Annotated in this window: 12 protein-coding genes, 1 tRNA gene, 2 rRNA genes and 1 pseudogene; 8 read left to right on the top strand and 8 right to left on the bottom strand. The window is 64.6% G+C overall.

What is annotated here, in order from left to right:
- From LLH23_04835 to LLH23_04845, 3 genes are all read left to right on the top strand, one after another.
- Positions 1 to 269: ribosomal RNA gene (locus tag LLH23_04835) — 23S ribosomal RNA — on the top strand; the annotation flags it as partial.
- 116 nt (positions 270 to 385) lie between these two features.
- Positions 386 to 502 (top strand): 5S ribosomal RNA (gene rrf / locus LLH23_04840).
- A 54-nt stretch (positions 503 to 556) separates the two neighbouring features.
- Positions 557 to 631 (top strand) — tRNA-Asn (locus tag LLH23_04845).
- 584 nt (positions 632 to 1,215) lie between these two features.
- Here the strand turns inward: LLH23_04845 and LLH23_04850 are convergent.
- The 8 genes and pseudogenes from LLH23_04850 to LLH23_04885 all read right to left on the bottom strand — a co-directional run bounded on the left by LLH23_04850 (position 1,216) and on the right by LLH23_04885 (position 7,344).
- Positions 1,216 to 2,517, bottom strand: a pseudogene (locus LLH23_04850) (recombinase family protein).
- Complete coding sequence (locus tag LLH23_04855; GenBank protein ID MCE5237801.1) at positions 2,514 to 2,756, bottom strand: hypothetical protein; 243 nt, start codon at positions 2,754 to 2,756, stop codon at positions 2,514 to 2,516. Before LLH23_04855 ends, LLH23_04850 begins: the two are co-directional and overlap by 4 nt.
- 701 nt (positions 2,757 to 3,457) lie before the next feature.
- Positions 3,458 to 4,042, bottom strand: coding sequence for a hypothetical protein (locus tag LLH23_04860; protein ID MCE5237802.1), 585 nt, complete (start codon positions 4,040 to 4,042; stop codon positions 3,458 to 3,460).
- A gap of 421 nt (positions 4,043 to 4,463) precedes the next feature.
- Positions 4,464 to 4,934 (bottom strand): hypothetical protein, encoded by a 471-nt coding sequence (locus LLH23_04865; GenBank protein MCE5237803.1) that lies wholly within the window; start codon positions 4,932 to 4,934, stop codon positions 4,464 to 4,466.
- A 1-nt stretch (position 4,935) separates the two neighbouring features.
- Positions 4,936 to 5,265, bottom strand: a complete 330-nt coding sequence (locus LLH23_04870; GenBank protein ID MCE5237804.1) for a helix-turn-helix transcriptional regulator — start codon at positions 5,263 to 5,265, stop codon at positions 4,936 to 4,938.
- A gap of 73 nt (positions 5,266 to 5,338) precedes the next feature.
- Entirely contained in the window at positions 5,339 to 6,082 is a 744-nt protein-coding gene (locus LLH23_04875) for a hypothetical protein (protein ID MCE5237805.1), read from the bottom strand.
- Complete coding sequence (locus LLH23_04880; protein ID MCE5237806.1) at positions 6,079 to 7,056, bottom strand: hypothetical protein; 978 nt, start codon at positions 7,054 to 7,056, stop codon at positions 6,079 to 6,081. The genes LLH23_04875 and LLH23_04880 overlap by 4 nt, the downstream gene beginning before the upstream one ends.
- 24 nt (positions 7,057 to 7,080) lie before the next feature.
- Complete coding sequence (locus LLH23_04885) at positions 7,081 to 7,344, bottom strand: hypothetical protein (protein MCE5237807.1); 264 nt, start codon at positions 7,342 to 7,344, stop codon at positions 7,081 to 7,083.
- 453 nt (positions 7,345 to 7,797) lie between these two features.
- Here LLH23_04885 and LLH23_04890 point away from each other — a divergent pair, with 453 nt between their 5' ends.
- Genes LLH23_04890 through LLH23_04910 form a run of 5 tightly spaced genes read left to right on the top strand, consistent with a single transcriptional unit; the run spans position 7,798 to position 17,510 of the window.
- Positions 7,798 to 10,503 (top strand): N-6 DNA methylase, encoded by a 2,706-nt coding sequence (locus LLH23_04890; GenBank protein MCE5237808.1) that lies wholly within the window; start codon positions 7,798 to 7,800, stop codon positions 10,501 to 10,503.
- The gene (locus LLH23_04895) at positions 10,493 to 11,887 is read left to right on the top strand and encodes a restriction endonuclease subunit S (GenBank protein ID MCE5237809.1); all 1,395 of its coding nucleotides are present in this window, start codon (positions 10,493 to 10,495) and stop codon (positions 11,885 to 11,887) included. The genes LLH23_04890 and LLH23_04895 overlap by 11 nt, the downstream gene beginning before the upstream one ends.
- Positions 11,880 to 15,260 carry an HsdR family type I site-specific deoxyribonuclease gene (locus tag LLH23_04900; protein ID MCE5237810.1) on the top strand — a complete coding sequence of 1,127 codons (3,381 nt, stop codon included), beginning with the start codon at positions 11,880 to 11,882 and terminating at the stop codon, positions 15,258 to 15,260. The genes LLH23_04895 and LLH23_04900 overlap by 8 nt, the downstream gene beginning before the upstream one ends.
- Entirely contained in the window at positions 15,257 to 15,946 is a 690-nt protein-coding gene (locus LLH23_04905; GenBank protein ID MCE5237811.1) for a M48 family metallopeptidase, read from the top strand. Before LLH23_04900 ends, LLH23_04905 begins: the two co-directional genes overlap by 4 nt.
- 52 nt (positions 15,947 to 15,998) lie before the next feature.
- Entirely contained in the window at positions 15,999 to 17,510 is a 1,512-nt protein-coding gene (locus LLH23_04910) for an HNH endonuclease (GenBank protein ID MCE5237812.1), read from the top strand.
- The last annotated feature ends 74 nt before the right edge of the window (positions 17,511 to 17,584 follow it).

Here is a 17,584-nt window from a genome sequence, read left to right on the forward strand (position 1 = left end):
GAAACTTGAGAGGAGCTGTCCCCAGTACGAGAGGACCGGGATGGACGGACCTATGGTGTACCTGTTGTCTCGCCAGAGGCACGTGCAGGGTAGCTACGTCCGGCCGGGATAAGCGCTGAAAGCATCTAAGCACGAAGCCCCCCTCAAGACTAGGTTTCCTCGAGCTTCGAGCTGTAAGGCCCCTGGTAGACCACCAGGTTGATAGGCTGGGTGTGTAAAGGCAGCAATGTCTTAGCTTACCAGTACTAATCGGCCGAGCGCTTGATCACGCTGCAATCATTTGTCCGGCCCGAAGTCTTCCTATCGCTATGCAGTTCTCAGGGCGCGCCAGCGCCCTGGCGCCGGCCCGGTGGGGCCGGAGCCAAGCACCATGACAACTATGTTTCCCGGTGACTCCAGCGGAGGGGCCACACCCGTTCCCATTCCGAACACGGCAGTTAAGCCCTCCAGCGCCGATGGTACTGCACGGGCGACTGTGTGGGAGAGTAGGTCGTCGCCGGGTCAGCATTGAAAGAGGCTGATGGCCATATGGCCTCAGCCTCTTTTTCATGAGCGCTCCCCGATAGCTCAATGGTAGAGCGACTGGCTGTTAACCAGTGTGTTCGTGGTTCGAGTCCACGTCGGGGAGCCAGTCCATTGGTCAACATCCGCCTCCAGGTCCGAATCGGCCTGGAGGCGTTCAGGTTCTGGGGTTGTTGGCTTCGCAGCGATTCGGGCACGTAGCTCCTGCCGGCGCGCTTCTTGGTCCCCAAGAAGCCCTCTGAAGTGAATTGTGGCCTGGTTCGAGTCCCCCCTGGCGCCCGTTCTGTCCAGCACCACGACGCTCACCAACTGCCGCAATCGCTCCCTCCGCTCCTGGGGTTCGAGCAGGTTCCACGTCAGCAGTAGGTCGTCCACGGATCGCAGGAGGGCCTCCGCTCGGACCGCCGCAGTCTCGAGGTTCTCGGTCACGGCCTCCAGCACTCGCTGCTTGTCGCGCAGGTCGGCCGCCTCACTTCTCAGCGCATGTATCCGGGCGTTGCAGGCGTCGGCGTCGAGTCCGCCGTCAATGCCAAGATCCACGACCTTCAGGATCTGCTCCTCGCGCTTGAGGGCCTCGGCCTGCAGGGCACGCGTCCGCTTCTGGGCCTGCCCGCGGACTCGCGCCAGCACGCGGCGAATGTGCGCCTGGGTGTCCTTCCCGCCGAACCTGGCGGCGAGTCTCTCGGCCACTCCGCGCAAGACCGCTGCCTCAAACCTGTCCGCTGGCACGTAGTAGCTGCGGCAGGTCGCCCCGCCGGTCCGATGGTAACCCCCGCATCGGTAGGCTTTCCAGGTGCTGCCGTCCTTGCGCTTGCGGTTGTGCGTGTAGGACACCAGACCGCTGCCGCAAGAGCCGCAGAGCGCCAGACTGGTCAGCAGCCAATCGCTGCCGCGGGCGCGGTTGTTGATCCCGTCCTTCGGCTGCGAGTGCCCGCCGCGCTTGCCGGCCCGCCGCTCCCGGTCCACCAGCTTGCGGGCCTGCCGCTCGTACATCTCGGGGCTGTCAATCTGCAGGGGGAAGCGCTCGCGCACAAGGGCGGCGACCTGCGGCGGTATCAGGGCGGCGTGGGCGTCTTCGGCGCGAATCCACGTGCGGGGGTCCTTGATGCGGTGGGCCTTGCGCTTCCGGCCGTTCTCATCGCGCCACTCGACGGTGTGCCCCATGTTCCAGACATACGTGCCTTCGTAGACGTATACCCTCCGGGCGAGGTCGTAGACCGTCACCTTGGACCACGTCCCCCCGGTCGGCGACGGCCGGCCCTCTTCGTTCATCACCTGGGCGACCCGCTGAATAGGCAGGCCGTCCGCCAGCAGGCCGAAGAGCCGGCCCACGTCTGCCTTCCGCTTGGCGTCAGGAACCCAGCCGGTGCGGGTTCTGGTGTCGCCCCGCGAGTCGGTCCCGATGGCCTTCTTCTGGGCGCGGTATCCCCACGGCACCCTCCCCCCGCAGGAGTGCCCGGTGCTGGCGTTCTGCACCAGTGCCCTCATCGTGTCTCGGGCTATCTCCTCACTGCGCCCGATAGCCATGGCCTCCGTGATTCGCTCCATGGTGCGCCCCGGGCCGGCGGCGCCCTCGAAGCGCTCGGCGACCGAGAACACCTGTACGCCATACTGGGGCAGCAGGCGGCGCTTGTAGGTCAGGTTCACGTCCTCATCACGGCTGAAGCGGTCGAGCTTGTCCACGACAATGCGGCGCACGGGCTCGGCTGTCGTCTGGCTATCAACGGCCGCACGGATCAGGTCCTGGAAGCCCTCCCGTTCGGCGCTGTCACTGTAGGCGGACTTGCCGGCGTCCTGGTAAACGCCGACGACGCGCCAGCCCCGGCGGGCGCACTCCTCGCGGCAGGCTGTCACCTGCTGGGGAATGCTGAGGTCGGAGAGGGCGCTGTCCTCGTGACTCACGCGGGCGTAGATCAGGGCCCGGACCGTTTCCTGATCGTCGGCGAAGGTGACTCTGCCAGCGAGGTATTCATCGGGGAGGAACTTGGCGCTCATGGCGTGGACCGTCCTTCTTCCGTGGTGGGGGCGATCGGGCGGTTCCCGATGGGCAAGCCCAATTCCTGCAGGACCTCCGGCAGGTGCGGGCTGTCGGCCTGGTTGGCCATGGCGGTTAGCAGGCAGTGCCCGATGGCGCTCCTGATCCACGTGTCCAGGGCAAGCCGCGAAGTAGCATCGGCGAGCTGGGCTGCCGGCGATTGCCGTCTCGGGTTGGCTGCAGACCGTACTGGGTTCATGTGGTGTCAGTGACTTGCTGCCGCTGCTGAGGCGTCTGTCCATGGTAGGCTGAGGGCTGAGTCAGGGCCGCGCGCGTGCGCGCGGGCGTGTGCGCACAGCGCTACCTTAGTGCCGTAGCCTCGGGAAGTAGATACGTAGTCGTTGGCGGCTGCTGTTGCTCCCGGTCGTGGTACTGATCTCCTTCCCGTCCGGCGTGTGCCTTGAGGAGAAAGAGGAACCTGTAGAGTGATGTTGTCCTCACTACTCATGTGATTGGTCCATGCCGTTGGTCGTGACGACGTTCGCGCGAGAAAGGCAGGGGGCAACGGCGGGCGGCCGTTGGCCCGCCGTTGCGACCGCTGGGCCGTTCGGCCGTTGCCGTGCGGGCTCCCGGAGGTACTGCCCCACCGGGGGGAGTTCACAATCCACACTCCGTACCCTCAGGTTCACGCCAACCTGCTCTCGCAAACCAAAAACGACAAAATCGGCAACAACGCCCAGGGCAGCCAGCGCGCAAGCGTCACTGCCGCCACCTCCTTGGGCAGGCGGCATTGGCGACAGGCGACGGTGCTGGCTTCTCCGCTGGAATGCCAACTGTCACTGACGGACGTGATCCCCTGTGTCGGTAGCGTCGGATCATATACATGCACCTCCGTGCACGTTCCAGGCGGTGAGGCGTGCACGTATTCGTAAGGCCTTACCCCTTCCCCATATGCCGTGTCTATCGTGCATAGGGGATCGGCACGACCCGCTCTACCGTCCTCGGTCTGACGTGCTCTCCCGCCGTCCGCGGCTTGCCCTTGTCCACCACTCGCACGAGGCCGCGCGCCTCAAGATCGGCGAGGGCCCTGCGTTGCGTATCCGGCCCCATCCCGACGTCCCTGCCGTCACCGAAGGTGAAGAAGAGAGAGCCGCCAGCGGGGATGCCCCGCGCCTTCTCAAGCTCACAAAGCGCCCTGTAGAGTCGGTGCTCCCGCTCCGCCACCCACTTCGGCCAGCCCCGTGCGTAGAAGGTCTGGCAGTCGCTGTCGGGTCGGTCCCTGGTGTGCTTCTCATACCGCTTTCCCCGGTAGTACGCGCAGTTCTCGCGACCGATGCACAGGTCCCCTGCTGCTCTACCTCTGCAACCTGGAGCCCGCCAAGGGTTGCCCTCGGTCCACCGGATCAGGTGCTCGGCCCGCTCACGCGGGAAGCCCTTCGCATTTGCGAACAGTAGCAGCAGCCGCTTGGCCGCCGGTAGGCTGAAGTTGGCTCGCCCCATGTCCAGCAGCATCAGCCCGACAAACCTCAGCGTCTCGAACTGCATCCCCGGACCTCGCGCCAGATGGACTTCGCGTCTACGGTTGAAGGCACTGCACAGGCAAGGCTTCACGTCGCGAGGGTTGCATCGCAGGACCTCGGCAACGTGTTCCGGTTGGACCTTCTCGCCCGCCTCAAGGGCGGCGCGCACCGGATCCTGTCTCTGCATCGCCGGTCCCGGTTGGGGGGCGGCGGGACGGGACAGCCGGGACCGGCTTCCGCCACCCCGAACCCGCCGCCTGGGTGCCTCCCCGCTTTGCGGCGGGAAGTACGGTTCTCGGCGGACCTCTCTCGGGGTCACCGAGCAAGCTGTGGTGTTCATCTCTAGCTGCCCCGTTCTCCGGCTGCCTGCCCCCTGGAACGGGGCCGCTCAGGGGGCAGGTGCCGGAAGCTGCTTCCCCGCCCGCATCTAGGCGGGCAGGCACGTCTCACGAGGCGCGGTCTTCCCTATCTTCGGGCCCGCAATCGTCCCCGCTGACCAACTGCCCCAAACCGGCGTCGGAACTCTCAGCGTTAGGGCTGGTGTGAGGTTGCGCGGCCATTGCCTGCTTGCGGCGGTACTCGCGGCCCCGCTCTGCCAGCGTGCGCTTCTGCTCCTCTGACATCCCAGCCACCGCCTTCTTCCCCTTCCACTCGCCGGCCGTTAACCCGCCGTACGGGAGGTAGTCAACCGCCATGCTCCCGGCCGCCCGCGCCTCCTCCACAATCCGCAGCCGCGTCGGCTTCTCGGCCCGGCACTTCCAGTCAGTGTCTCCGACGATCGTCCTCCGCAGCACCGAGTACTCGGCGTCCAGGGGGCACCGGTTGCAGCTACAGCCGTCGTAAGACGGGCACTCGTTGTAGAGTTGCAGGTCCTCGGGGAACGGCCGGTAGGGCTTGGGGTCCCAGGTCTTGGCCATGTCACTGCGCCCCCTCCGGCTCGTCGGTCGTGTCGCCCGCCGGGGTTGCGCCCTCGGCGGCGGACCTGATCCGGGCCGAGTGCTGAGTCCGCAGCAGGGCTGCCTGATCGTCTCGCCATCGCCGGTGTTGGTCGAGGAGGTGCGCAACATCGACGCCCATGTCCCGGAGGGCGCGCTGGTACGTGCGTCCCGGCTCGCGGGTGCCGGTCTCCGTGGCGTACAAGATCGCCACGTCAACGCCGACGGTGCGGGCGAAGTCGCAGGCACTCAGGCCGGACTGCTTGCGGAGGGTGCGAAGAGGGGAATCGGGGGCTGTCGTGTGCTGGTGCATGAGTCACCTCGTTCGGACTGTGTACTCTTTACACCAGCATTGTAGACAAGCGACGGCTTGGCATCTTCGGTGATTAGTGGTGGACTTTCGTCCAGGGACTCCTATAGGGGTTCGGCTCTTCGTAGGTCTCCTCGCGTCGCCGACAGCGCGCGCCGGGGCAGTAGTCGCGAGGGCGCCCGCCTGTCGACCGATGGAGAATGAACTTGCCGCACCGCGGCCGGGGACCGTCATCAGGCTTGCGTCCCTTCCGCGCAAGGCAGAGACGCAACAGCCCTGGCTCATCCGTGGCCAGCTCGGTCAGCCGCCGGGCAGCCTGCGCCAGCGGGGCGAAATCAGTACCGTACTGCAGGGAGGGGGCAAGCGCCTGGTCTGGCGGGTCCGTCTCTCCCGCAATACCCGGAGGGATGACGCGCGTCCATTTGCCGGGCTCGCGAAGGTGGGGCAGGTAAAGCTCATCTCCGTCAGCGGGACCGCCCCACACCGTGGGGGTAGCTGCCCGGATCATCTGGGCAACTGCGGCCACACAATCGGGGGACCAGAGGCGGTAGATGGTCAGGAACCGGGAATCACCGCCGAGGGGATCGGGCTGACACTGGAACTGCCCTTCGGCGACGGCTACCCCCAGATCGAACACGAGCAGCTTCGCATCGTCCTCCGGCAGGAAGTAGCCCTGGTGATACGCATTGCTGGTGGCGCCGAGTACGTAGGGCAGAGATAGACCCCCGAACAGGCGTGGGACCTTGACGCGCCTTGCCATCTCGGCCTCCGCCCACGGTTTGAGGTCGTTGAGTAGATCGACGAGCTTCTCATCGGTCATTGGCACTCGACCCTCTCGGCTGCGAGGTCAGCACGCACACCGTGGCTTCGCAGAGGGAAGCTCACCGGGCGGAGCCGATCGGCACCGCCTCCGCTGCATCTCTCGAGACCGTATTGGCCCGCTTGTAGGGGCAAGGGGTATTCCCCCCCATTCTCGGTAACCATGATGTCCTCGTTGAGCAGCCACAGCATTGTGTTCAAGCGGTCGCGTACACCTACCTCCCACAGGGAGCCGTCATCTAGGGCCACAGACTGCCCTCCTTCAAGCTTGGGTCGCATCCAGTGGCCGCTGCTCCCGCCCAAGTACTGGCTGGCCCCCGGCGCCGCAGCAGGCGGCCTGAGGGGAGGTGCGATTGCGGCAGGCGCAGCGGGCGCCTGCCAGCAGACGGTCCCATCGGCGGCGAACAGAGTCAGCGTCGACTCAGGGTACGTGGTCGTGGCGCCGGTGGTCTTGTTGACCGTAGCTGTGGCGCCAAGGCAGGCCCGCAAGCCACCTGTGGCGTCGGACAACTCCAGCCCCGAGGGGCCTAGACTACAGCGCTCCTTGCCCGCGTTGTCGACGAGACGCAGCCCGGTCGTCTTCACGATCAGACCGCCCCGTTCGGGGGAGTTGAAGAGGCACAGGGCGGCGTTGCCCTTGGGATCGAGGTCCAGGCTGGCGCGGACCTTCCCGTCTGCATCCCATAGCGAGATCGCAGGCCTACCGAGACAGGAGCCAACTTGGACACATCCGGCGCCTTTGCTGCCCAGTAGCTCCAGTTGGGCGGTGCCGTTGCTAACCGACTCGAGCGCCGCCTGCCTGCGCCCCGACTGATCTACCACCTCGAACCGCCTCGCCCTCACCACCTCCTGCACCGGCTTCCCCGCTTGTGCATGGACAGGTGCCCCCTGCAGCAGCAGGTTCGACACCGCGCCCCCGAAGAAGCCGGAAACCACCGTCAGCACTGCCAGCACTCGGAACTGCTTCCCGGTCATGGCACTCCCCTCCCGGAACGGCTCTCACCCCTCCACCTGCGCCTCCATGTCGCCCGCGCCGAAGGCGCTGTAGTAGTGCAGGATCAGGTCTCTCGTGCGGAAGCGGCCGTAGCGCTCGCGGTCGCGGCGCTCCACGATGGGGAATGTCGTCAGGACATAGCCCGCTTCCTCGCGGCTCAGTCCGTACGGGTGGAAGTAGAGCGCCTCGAGCTGGCAGCGCAGGTGCAGGCGCCGTTCCTCGTCCCACGCGAACCGTGGCTTGGTCTGGCCCCTCCGGGCGTTTGACACACCGGCGTGACAACGTCGTCCGCGGGGTGGTAGATAGCGCGCGGCGTCTCCGCCTCCGCAGCCATGGTGCGATTGTACATCTCGCAGATCAGGCGGTCAAAGTGGCTGAACCCTCGGGGCTGTTGGCCTGAGGCCCTCTCTGGCGCGCACAGGCGCGACTGCATCTACCTCATGTCACAGCTGATGTGCACAGCGCCGACACAACTTGACCCAGCCACGACCACCACTCTGCGCTCTGAAAGCTACGGGGGCGCCAGGAGGTGTATCGCCTTCGGCGGCGAAATAGAGGCGCTACACACAGTTTCGCCATAGCAGCGTACTCGGTTGGCCGGGGGGTAGTGGTGCCGGCTCAAGCTGCAGTCCCCTGTTCCCCCTGACCTGTCGCACCACACCTGGTTGACCGCGGGCGCCATCAACGGCGGTCGCCGGTCTCGCACTGGCAAGGATCAGACCATGAGCCTGGACAACGGCAAGACGAACGGGGCCAGCATCCCGAAGCAGGGCCACAAGCTGACGCTCCCCGAACTGGAGCGCAAGCTGCTCAAGGCCTGCGACATCCTGCGCGGCAACATGGATGCCTCGGAGTTCAAGGAGTTCATCTTCGGCATCCTGTTCCTCAAGCGCATGAGCGACCAGTTCGATGCTGATCGCGAGAACCTCCGGCGCGAGTACGAGCGCCAGGGGCTGCGGGAAGACCTGATCGAGAAGCAGCTCGTCAACCCCGACAAGTATGACTTCTTCGTTCCGGAAGACGCGTCGTGGGGGAAGCTCAAGCACCTCAAGGAGGCCATCGGGAATGGCCTGAACAAGGCGCTCGCCGCGATTGAGGACGCCAACCCGGACACGTTGGAGGATGTCCTCAAGGGCATCAACTTCAACCGCAAGGTCGGCCAGCGGACGATGGACGACAGCATCTTGCTGCAGTTCATCCAGCACTTCGACGAGATGCCGCTGGCCAACGGTGACTTCGAGTTCCCGGACCTGCTGGGGGCGGCATACGAGTACCTCATCAAGTACTTCGCCGACAGCGCCGGGAAGAAGGGCGGGGAGTTCTACACCCCGGCGGAGGTCGTGCGCATGATGGTGCAGCTGCTGCAGCCGCGGCAGGGCATGGCCATCTACGACCCCACCTGCGGCTCCGGCGGCATGTTGATCCAGTCGAAGCAGTATGTCGAGGAGATCGGTGGCGATCCGCGCGACCTGGTGCTGGCCGGCCAGGACAGCAACGGCGGCACGTGGGCCATCTGCAAGATGAACATGATCCTGCACGGCATCCGCAGCGCTGACATCCGCCAGGCCGACACGCTCAAAGATCCGCAGCACCTCGACCGCGGCGAGATCAGGCGCTTCGACCGCGTCATTGCCAATCCCCCCTTCTCGCAGAACTACACTCGCAAGGACATGAAGTTCGAGGGGCGTTTCCAGGTCTTCATGCCGGAGAGCGGCAAGAAGGCCGACTTGATGTTCGTCCAGCACATGGTTGCCTCGCTCAAAGCCGAGGACGAGCAGCGGGGGACGAAGGCCGGGAAGATGGCCGTCGTCATGCCGCACGGGGTGCTGTTCCGGGGCGGCGCCGAGCGTGACTGCCGCCGCAAGTTCATCGAGCAGGGCATCCTGGAGGCGGTGATTGGGCTGCCCCCGTCGCTTTTCTACGGCACCGGCATCCCGGCATGTGTGCTGGTCATCAACAAGGACGGCGCAGGCGATCGCAAGCAGGTCCTGTTCATCAACGCCGACCGGGAATACCGCGAGGGGAAGAACCAGAACTCCCTGCGGCCAGAGGACATCGAGAAGATCACCCACGTCTACCACGGCCTGCTGGAGGTCCCGGCGTACTCCCGCATGGTGCCACGTTCGGAGCTGGAGGCCGAGGACTACAACCTCAACATCCGCCGGTACGTGGACAACAGCCCGCCGCCGGAGCCGCAGGACGTGCGCGCCCACCTGCATGGCGGGATCCCGACCGCCGAGATCGACGCGCTGCAGGGCTACTTCGACAACTACGCCGGCCTGCGGGAGTTGCTCTTCCAGCCGCGCGATGAGCGCTACAGCGACTTCACGCCTGCGGTCGAGAGCCGGGACGCGATCAGGCCGCTGATCGAGACCGCGCCCGGCGTCCAGGCCAAACACGCCGAGTTCCACGAGGCGCTCGGGAAGTGGTGGGCAGCGCACGTGGCGGAGATCGAGGCCTTGCCGGAGACCCACGACGTCTTCGGCCTGCGGCAGCTGCTCATGGCGAGCATAGGCGACGCTCTGGTGCCCCAGGGCATCATTGACCAGTACCAGGTGCGCGGGGCGCTCGCGTCCTACATGAACGAGCTGTCTGCCGATCTGAAGTCCATCGCGGCGAGCGGGTGGGGGCCGGAGCTGATCCCGGAGGAGGAGATCCTGCGCTCGCAGTTCCCCGAGGTGCTGGAGCAGATCGAGCGGGACGAGGCGCGGATCGCGGAACTGCAGGCGCTGTTCGCGGCGGTGGACGAGGAGAACGCGGAGCCGGACGAAGAGAGCGGCGTACTGCCCTCGGAGGACGTGAAGGCCTACAAGGCGGAGAAGAAGGCGTTCGACGAGGCTTGGAAGGAACGCCTGGCCACGATGAAGTCAGTCATCGGCGACCTGCACGACCTGCTGAAGGCCGCGGGGCTGATCCCCAGACAGACGAAGAAGACGTGGTTCACGGAGGGGCTGACGCCCAAGGAGGCGGACTTCGCGGTGGCCGAGCGTATCCTGGAGGTGACCGGCGCCGACCGCTCGCCGGAGGTCGTGAGCCGGCTGCGTGAGTGCCAGCGCGAGGGCCTGGCAGCCAAGCGGCGCAGCGATGAGATTGCAGAGCGTCTGCAGACACACTCCGATCTCGAAACCGAGCTTAAGACGCTGAAAGCCAACATCAAGCAGGTGGAGAAACGCAAGGACGATCTGGTCGCCGAGGCGCGAGGGCAAGTGTCGGAAGTGGAGGCGCGCCGACTGATCTTGGCTCGGTTCCAGCGCCTACTGTCAGCCGAGTTCGACGCGTACCTCCAGCGGCGCAACAGGAACCTCCTGCTGGCCGTCGAGGCCCTCTGGGCGAAGTACGCGGTGACGGCGGCGGAGCTGGTCGCGGAGCGCGAGCAGACTTCCAAACAGCTTGGCCACTACCTGGCGGAGTTGGGCTATGCAGAGTGACCAGACACAGATCGACCGGCTCATACCGGAGCAACTTGGCGAGGACACCGGCGGCGTGTCGGCCTGCGACCAAGGGCGCAGCGCGAAGAGCGCGCCAGGTAGCTGGAGTGAGGTCTCGCTCTTGGACGTTGTCCCCCGCGCCGAGTATGGGATCTCCGTGCCTCTCGATGGCCAGCCTGAGGGCGTCCCCGTGCTGCGCATGGGCAACCTCACCGGCGGCACCGTCGATCTGTCCGACCTGAAGTACTCCCGTTCGCCAGAGGCCAAGGCAGCGCTTCTGCAGGACAGGGATGTTCTGTTCAACCGCACGAACAGCTTCGACCACGTTGGCCGCACCTCGATATGGCACAGCGAACTGCCTGAAGCCTCCTTTGCTTCGTACCTCGTCCGGCTGATCCCCGACCCCGAGATGGTGACGCCCGAGTTCCTGACGCTGTGGTTCAACCTCGCTGCCACCCAGATCGCCATTCGACGTTATGCCACCCCCGGAGTTCACCAAGTCAACATCAACCCGACCAACCTCCGCCGGGTGATGATCTACCTGCCTGACACTCTGCCCCCGCAGCGCAAGATCGCTCGCATCCTGTCCACGGTGGACGACCTGATCGAGCAGACGGAGGCGCTGGTCGCCAAGCAGCAGGCCATCAAGCAGGGGATGATGCACGACCTCCTGACGCGGGGTGTGGACGACGACGGGCACTTGCGGCCAAGCTTCTACGAGGCACCAGAGCTGTACCGAGAGACGGAGCTGGGATGGCTGCCGGCATCGTGGGAGCCGAGGCTGCTGGGGCAACTCGTGTCGCCGCAGCGACCCATCGCCTATGGCATCCTGATGCCCGGCTATGGCCACCCCGGGGGAGTACCAGTCATCAAGGTGAAGGACATTCGGGAGGGCCAGATCCAGACTGACGACCTCCTGCTGACAAGTCCAGAGATCGACGAGGCCTACAAGCGGTCACGCGTCCGGGAAGGTGATCTTCTCTTCAGCATCCGCGGCACCGTGGGGCGCATGGCCATCGTCCCGCAGCATCTGTCAGACGCGAACATCACACAGGACACGGCGCGGATCGGGCTGGTGGAGGGCGATGCCCGGTTCATCAGCGCGTACCTCGGGATGCCTGCGCCCGCGAGCTTCATCGCCAGCCACACACTCGGCGTTGCCGTCCAGGGCATCAACCTGGGCGACGTTCGCCTCATACCCGTAGCCTTTCCGTTGCCAGACGAGCAGACGGCGATCGGCGACATTCTGGACGCCCAGGAGGCGGCGGTCGTGGCTGAACAACGGCAACTGGCAAAGCTGCGCCTCCTGAAGGGCGGCCTGATGCACGACCTCCTGACCGGCGAGGTACCGGTCACACCAGACGAGGGGGACAACGATGTCTGAGTACTCGCTGGTCGAGAAGCCGTTTCTGGAGCAGCTGGGGGCGCTGGGCTGGATCGTCGTCGACCAAGGGCCGGCCTACCCCACCGACCCCTCCCAGAGCCTGCGCGAGAGCTTCCGCGAGACGATCCTCCGCGACATCTTCTTCCAGAGCGTCCGCGACATCAACCTCACCGAAGATGGCCAGGAATGGCTCACAGACGCGCAACTGGAGGAGTTGCTCGTCTCGGTGTCCCAACGGCCCGGAGAGAGCCTGACAGAAGCCAATGAGAGCATCCTGAAGCTGCTTCTGAGACACCAGGTCGACGAGAACGAGCTGACGGGCGAGCAGTACCCCAATGTCCAGCTGATTGACTTCCACCACCCCGAGCGCAACCACTTCTTCGCCATCAACCAGTTCCGCATCGACACTCCCGGCTGTGTGGACGACTGCATCATCCCCGACATCGTCCTGTTCGTGAACGGGATGCCGCTGGCGGTCGTGGAGTGCAAGCTGGCGAGCGCGACTGAAGCCGACCCGATGTGTGAGGCGTTTGTGCAGCTGATGCGGTACTCGGGCCGGCGTGAGGCGACGACCGAGGCCGGCCTGCGCGAGGGAGAGCCGGAGCTGTTCTACACCAACCAGCTCCTGATCCGCACGACCGGCGAAGAGGCGCAGTTCGGCACGATCACCTCGACGGATGAGGAGTACTTCTACCCCTGGCGAGACATCTGGCCGACGGAGTACGCCGAGTATGAGCCGCCGCTCGGCCAGGAGCGGGAGCAGGAGATCCTGATCCAGGGGATGCTGCCCAAGGCGACGCTACTCGACCTGGTGCGCAACTGCACGGTCTTCATGGACGTTGACGACGGCAAGGCGCGGGCGAAAGTCGTGGCGCGGTACCAGCAGTACCGGGCGGTACTGAAGATCATCGACCGCCTGCGCACGGGCCAGACGCAGATGGAGCGCTCGGGCGTCATCTGGCACACACAGGGGTCGGGCAAGAGCCTGACGATGGTCTTTGCCATCCGAAAGCTACGGATGTGCGAGGACCTCAAGGACTACAAGGTCGTCCTCATCAACGACCGGGTCGACCTCGAGGAGCAGCTGAGTAAGACGGCGCGGTTGACGGGCGAGCCGGTGACCGTGATCGACAGCACGGCGGAGCTGCGGCACCAGCTGGCGACCGATGCCTCGAACCTGAACATGGTGATGGTGCACAAGTTCCAGGAGGTTCAGGGGCGCCTGCCCGACTACCTGGAGAGCGTCCTGACCATCCCGCGCTACGAGACCTTCGGCACGATCAATGGCTCCGACCGCATCCTGCTGATGGTGGACGAGGCGCACCGGACGCAGTCGGGAGACCTGGGCGACAACCTCTTCTACGCCTTCCCCAACGCCGCGAAACTGGCGTTCACCGGGACGCCTCTGATTGTGACCGAGGAAGGCAACCAGACTGCCCGGCGCTTCGCCGGGTACATCGACAAGTACAAGCTCCACGACGCTGAGCGCGACCACGCGGTAGTCAGGATCCTGTACGAGGGGAAGGCTTCGAACGACTGGGTCGGGGAGCGGGCCACGTTCGACAAGGAAGTGGACACGACGGCAGCCGCGCACGTCACATCGCAGCTGCGCAAGGAGAGCAACGTCGAGAAGCTGTCGCGCTGGGCGCGGGAGCAGCAGCGCCCCTTCGAGGACCTGCTGAAGGAGCATACTGCCGCGGAGATCGCCGCGCTCAAGGCCCGCTGGGGGACGTATGACAACCTACTGGAGGCGGACAAGCGCATCGCCGAGATCGCCAAGGACCTCGTGAAGCACTACGTCGAGGAGGTCCTCCCCAACGGCTTCAAGGCCCAGGTGGTCTGCGGTTCGAAGATGGCCGCGGTGAGGTACAAGCAGCACATCGACGCGGCCCTGGCCGCCATGCTGGCCGACGAACAGGCGAAACCGCCGTGGCACGGCGACCCGCGCGAGATCCCTGACGAGACCCGCACGGAGTGGCAGGACGCGGAGCTGTGCAGTAAGCTGACGTTCCTGCAATCGGTGGTCGTGGTCTCGCCCGAGACCACCAACGAGCGGGCGGTCATCACCGAAGCCCGCCGACATGCCCAGAGCGTGAACGCGGTCGAGAACTTCAAGGCCCCGTTCAACCAGGAGGACCCGGAGAAGGTCAACACCGGGATCGCGTTCCTGATCGTCTGCGACATGCTGCTGACCGGCTTCGACGCTCCGATCGAGCAGGTCATGTACATCGACAAGCACGTCCAGAACCACAACCTGCTGCAGACGATCGCGCGCGTGAACCGCGTGGCCAAGGGCAAGCGGCGCGGCTACATCGTGGACTACATCGGCCTGGCGAACCACCTGAAGGAGGCCCTGTCCATCTACGCCGCGGATGACCAGCGGGACATCGAGGACACTTTCAGGGACATCAGCAGCGAGCTGCCGATCCTGGAGGAGCGCTACCAGCGCCTCCTGCACCTGTTCGTCGACGATGGCGTGACGGGCATCGAGGACTTCGTGCAGCAGCGTGTCACGGGCCGCGAGGAGGCAGAGGTCTGCGAACAGGCCATCGTGCTGATGGAGAACGTTGAGCTGCGGGCAACCTTTGAGGTCTACCTGGAGCGGTTCCTGCAGAGCCTCGACATCATCCTGCCACATGAGGCCGCGATGCCGTACAAGGTACCGGCCAAGCGCTTCGCGTATCTGCTGTTCCGGATCAGGGACAGGTACCGCGACGAGACGCTGAGCATCTCTGACGCCGGCGAGAAGATCAGGCGCATCATCGACGCCTACCTCCTCAGCGAGGGGATCGACCCGAAGGTCAAACCGACCGAGTTGCTGTCGCCGCGGTTCGTGACCGAAGTGCAGACCATCACCACGTCTCGCGCCAAGGCCAGCACGATGGAACACGCCATCCGCCGGCACCTCAAAGCGAACTACGGCCAAGATCCTGCCCTGTATGCGAAGTTGAGCGACAGGCTGGACGCACTCATCAAGCAGTACCAGGACAACTGGGAGGCGCTCAGCAAGGAACTGGAGCAGCTGCGCCTGGACATCGAGGCGGGCCGGACGGATAGCCCACAGGGGGTGAGTGCGAGGGTGGCCCCGTTCTACGCGCTCATGGGGCAGATCGCCTTCGGTGAGGACATTGTGCCTCCAGAGCAAGCTAACAAGCTTGCTCAGTTGGCCGACCAAGCTGTGGAGATGCTGCGGTCGCGGATCGGCATCGTGGACTTCTGGAACAACCAGCCCGAGGTCACCAGCCTCAGGGGCGACCTCTCGGACATCCTGCTGATGTCTGAGATCGATGGCGTGGTCGACAAGGTCGACAAGCTGGTCACAGAGTTGCTGCACTTGGCCAAGTACCGACATGCGGATGTCATGCGACCATGAAAACCCAGCGGAGCATCACCTATGCCGTGCAGCGCAGCCGGCGCAAGACGGTGAGCATATACGTCGAGCGCGACGGCACGGTGACGGTGCTGGTGCCCGAGCAGTTGACCGATCAAGAAGTCGAGCGCCTCGTCGAGGCCAAACGGGGGTGGATCCACCGCAGTCTGGCCGAGTGGCGGGCGCTGAACACTACCCGAGTGGTGCGGGAGTTCGTGAACGGCGAGGGGTTTCTGTACTTGGGGCGCTCGTACCGGCTTCAGCTGACAGAGGCCCAGGAACAGCCGCTGCTGCTGAAGGACGGCCACTTCTGCCTCCGGGCTGAGCAACAGGCCGAGCCTCAGGCGCGCAAGGCGTTCCGGGAGTTCTACCGCGAGAAGGGGCTGAAGTGGATCGGTGAACGGATCGCCTTCTACGAACGCAGGATTGGCGTTCGGGCCGGTGGTCTGCGCGTCCTCGACCTCAAGAGCCGGTGGGCGTCATGTGCGAAGGCGGGCGTACTCAACTTCCACTGGAAGTGCATGATGGCGCCGCTAAGGATACTCGACTACATCGTAGTTCACGAGTTGGTTCACCTACTGCACCCCACACATAGTCGCGCGTTCTGGAGTGAGATCGACAAGGTCATCCCGGACTACCGGGAGCGCATGGAGTGGTTACGGGTGAATGGGGCGGGTCTGGATCTGTAGGCTTCGCAGGAAGGTACGGCGGCAGCGATCCTCGGGCATTGGGAGTAGAGCGATGGCGATCACACTGAAGCGCCAACTGAACGACGACGAGAAACAGCAGGTACTGGCAGTCCACGGGAGGCGGTGCTTCGCGACTGGCCATGAGATCCCCGACGGCAGCCCTCTTCATTTCGACCACATCAGGGCGTTCGCCGAGGGCGGGGCAACTGAGATCAACAACATTGCCCCGATGTGCGAGACACATAACAAGGCGAAGGGGACGTTACCCTTAGAGGACTTCCGCGTGAAACTCCGCCTCGACGAGTTCTTCGCCGGCGGCGACCGAGTGACCCTGAAGCACCTTCTGGAGTACCTGAAGCAGAAGGGTGACCTGACCTGCTATGGTACGCCTGTCAGCGTCAATGCCTCAAACCACAAGGTCGAGATACAGGCCCCGGACGCCACACTCACATACGACCTCTACACTTGCCCGGCGACCGGCTGGGAGTACTTCTATGCGACACTTCCCATAGCGCTCCTGGACAGCGACGACGAAGAGGACGGCAAAGCTGGTCTTCAGCCTCGCTATCTGATCCCCGACAAAGTCTTCGAGCTGTACCGGCACTTTCAGACGCATCCGGTGCTTCAGCCGTCCATCGGGCGCGTACACGAGAACCGCCTCCTCCTGTTCGACGGTCAGCACAAGATCGCGGCCTTGCTTTGGACGAACCGCCGCGACTTCGAGTGCAAGGTGTATCTGGCGCCCGACATCCGGCGCCTAAATGAGACGAACATTGCTGCACACGACAAGTACTCGCAGATGCGCTTCTTCTCGTCGATCATGCTGATGAAACTGGGCAGCGAGTTTGGTAGCGAGTTCGACGACTACAAGAAGCTGGAGGATGGCAAGACGAAGAGTGAGGTCGGCTTCATGCACTTTCTGGAGGCCGACAAGTCACGGGCGATGACCCGGGCTGAACGCAACAGACGCTTCCGCAGCTACCTGATGAACGCAGTTCTCGAGGATGAGGATAGCAAGACCAGAGCGTATATCTCCTCGGGACAGCGTAGCACTGATGAAAAACCTCTGACCATCGACCTGCTAACCAAGTCAGTCTTCCAGTGGTTTCTGCATACCGATCCCGTCAGCGACGACATGACTACGGCTGCCTACAAGCGTGATCAGGAACGCGTCAACAACGTCGCGCTCCTAAACATGCTGTACGAGCAAGCTCTGTGCAGTTGGGATCCGAGGGCCGGGGCAGCCGATGGCAACCAGCTGAAGCTGCGGCGTCTGTTCGGCTCCAAGTCTATGATGGCCTGGTCTGAGTTGTTGCGGGATGCGGTCTGTGCCAGCCTTCACCTTCTTGACGAGGAAGACCGTCGCCGTCCCTTCTACAGAGACATCTCCGACGAGGACATGGGCCACATCAGGCAGCTCGTTCAGCGGCTGGTATCGTGGAACCGCTGGTCTGCGCCGCAGGGCGACGAGATCGATCGCGTACTGCCGGACAGCAAGAGCAAGGTCAAGGAGTGGTTCAAGGGCAAAGGTCTCACTACTGGCTATCTGCTGGGGGCGGAGTAGCGAACCCTCTTGCGGGCGCTGCGTTCGCCCCATTCGCGGTTCTGTGGGCGCTCGATACGGCGCCGAGGTGCCTG

It is taken from the genome of bacterium, assembly GCA_021372615.1.
Classification (GTDB): domain Bacteria; phylum Armatimonadota; class Zipacnadia; order Zipacnadales; family UBA11051; genus JAJFUB01.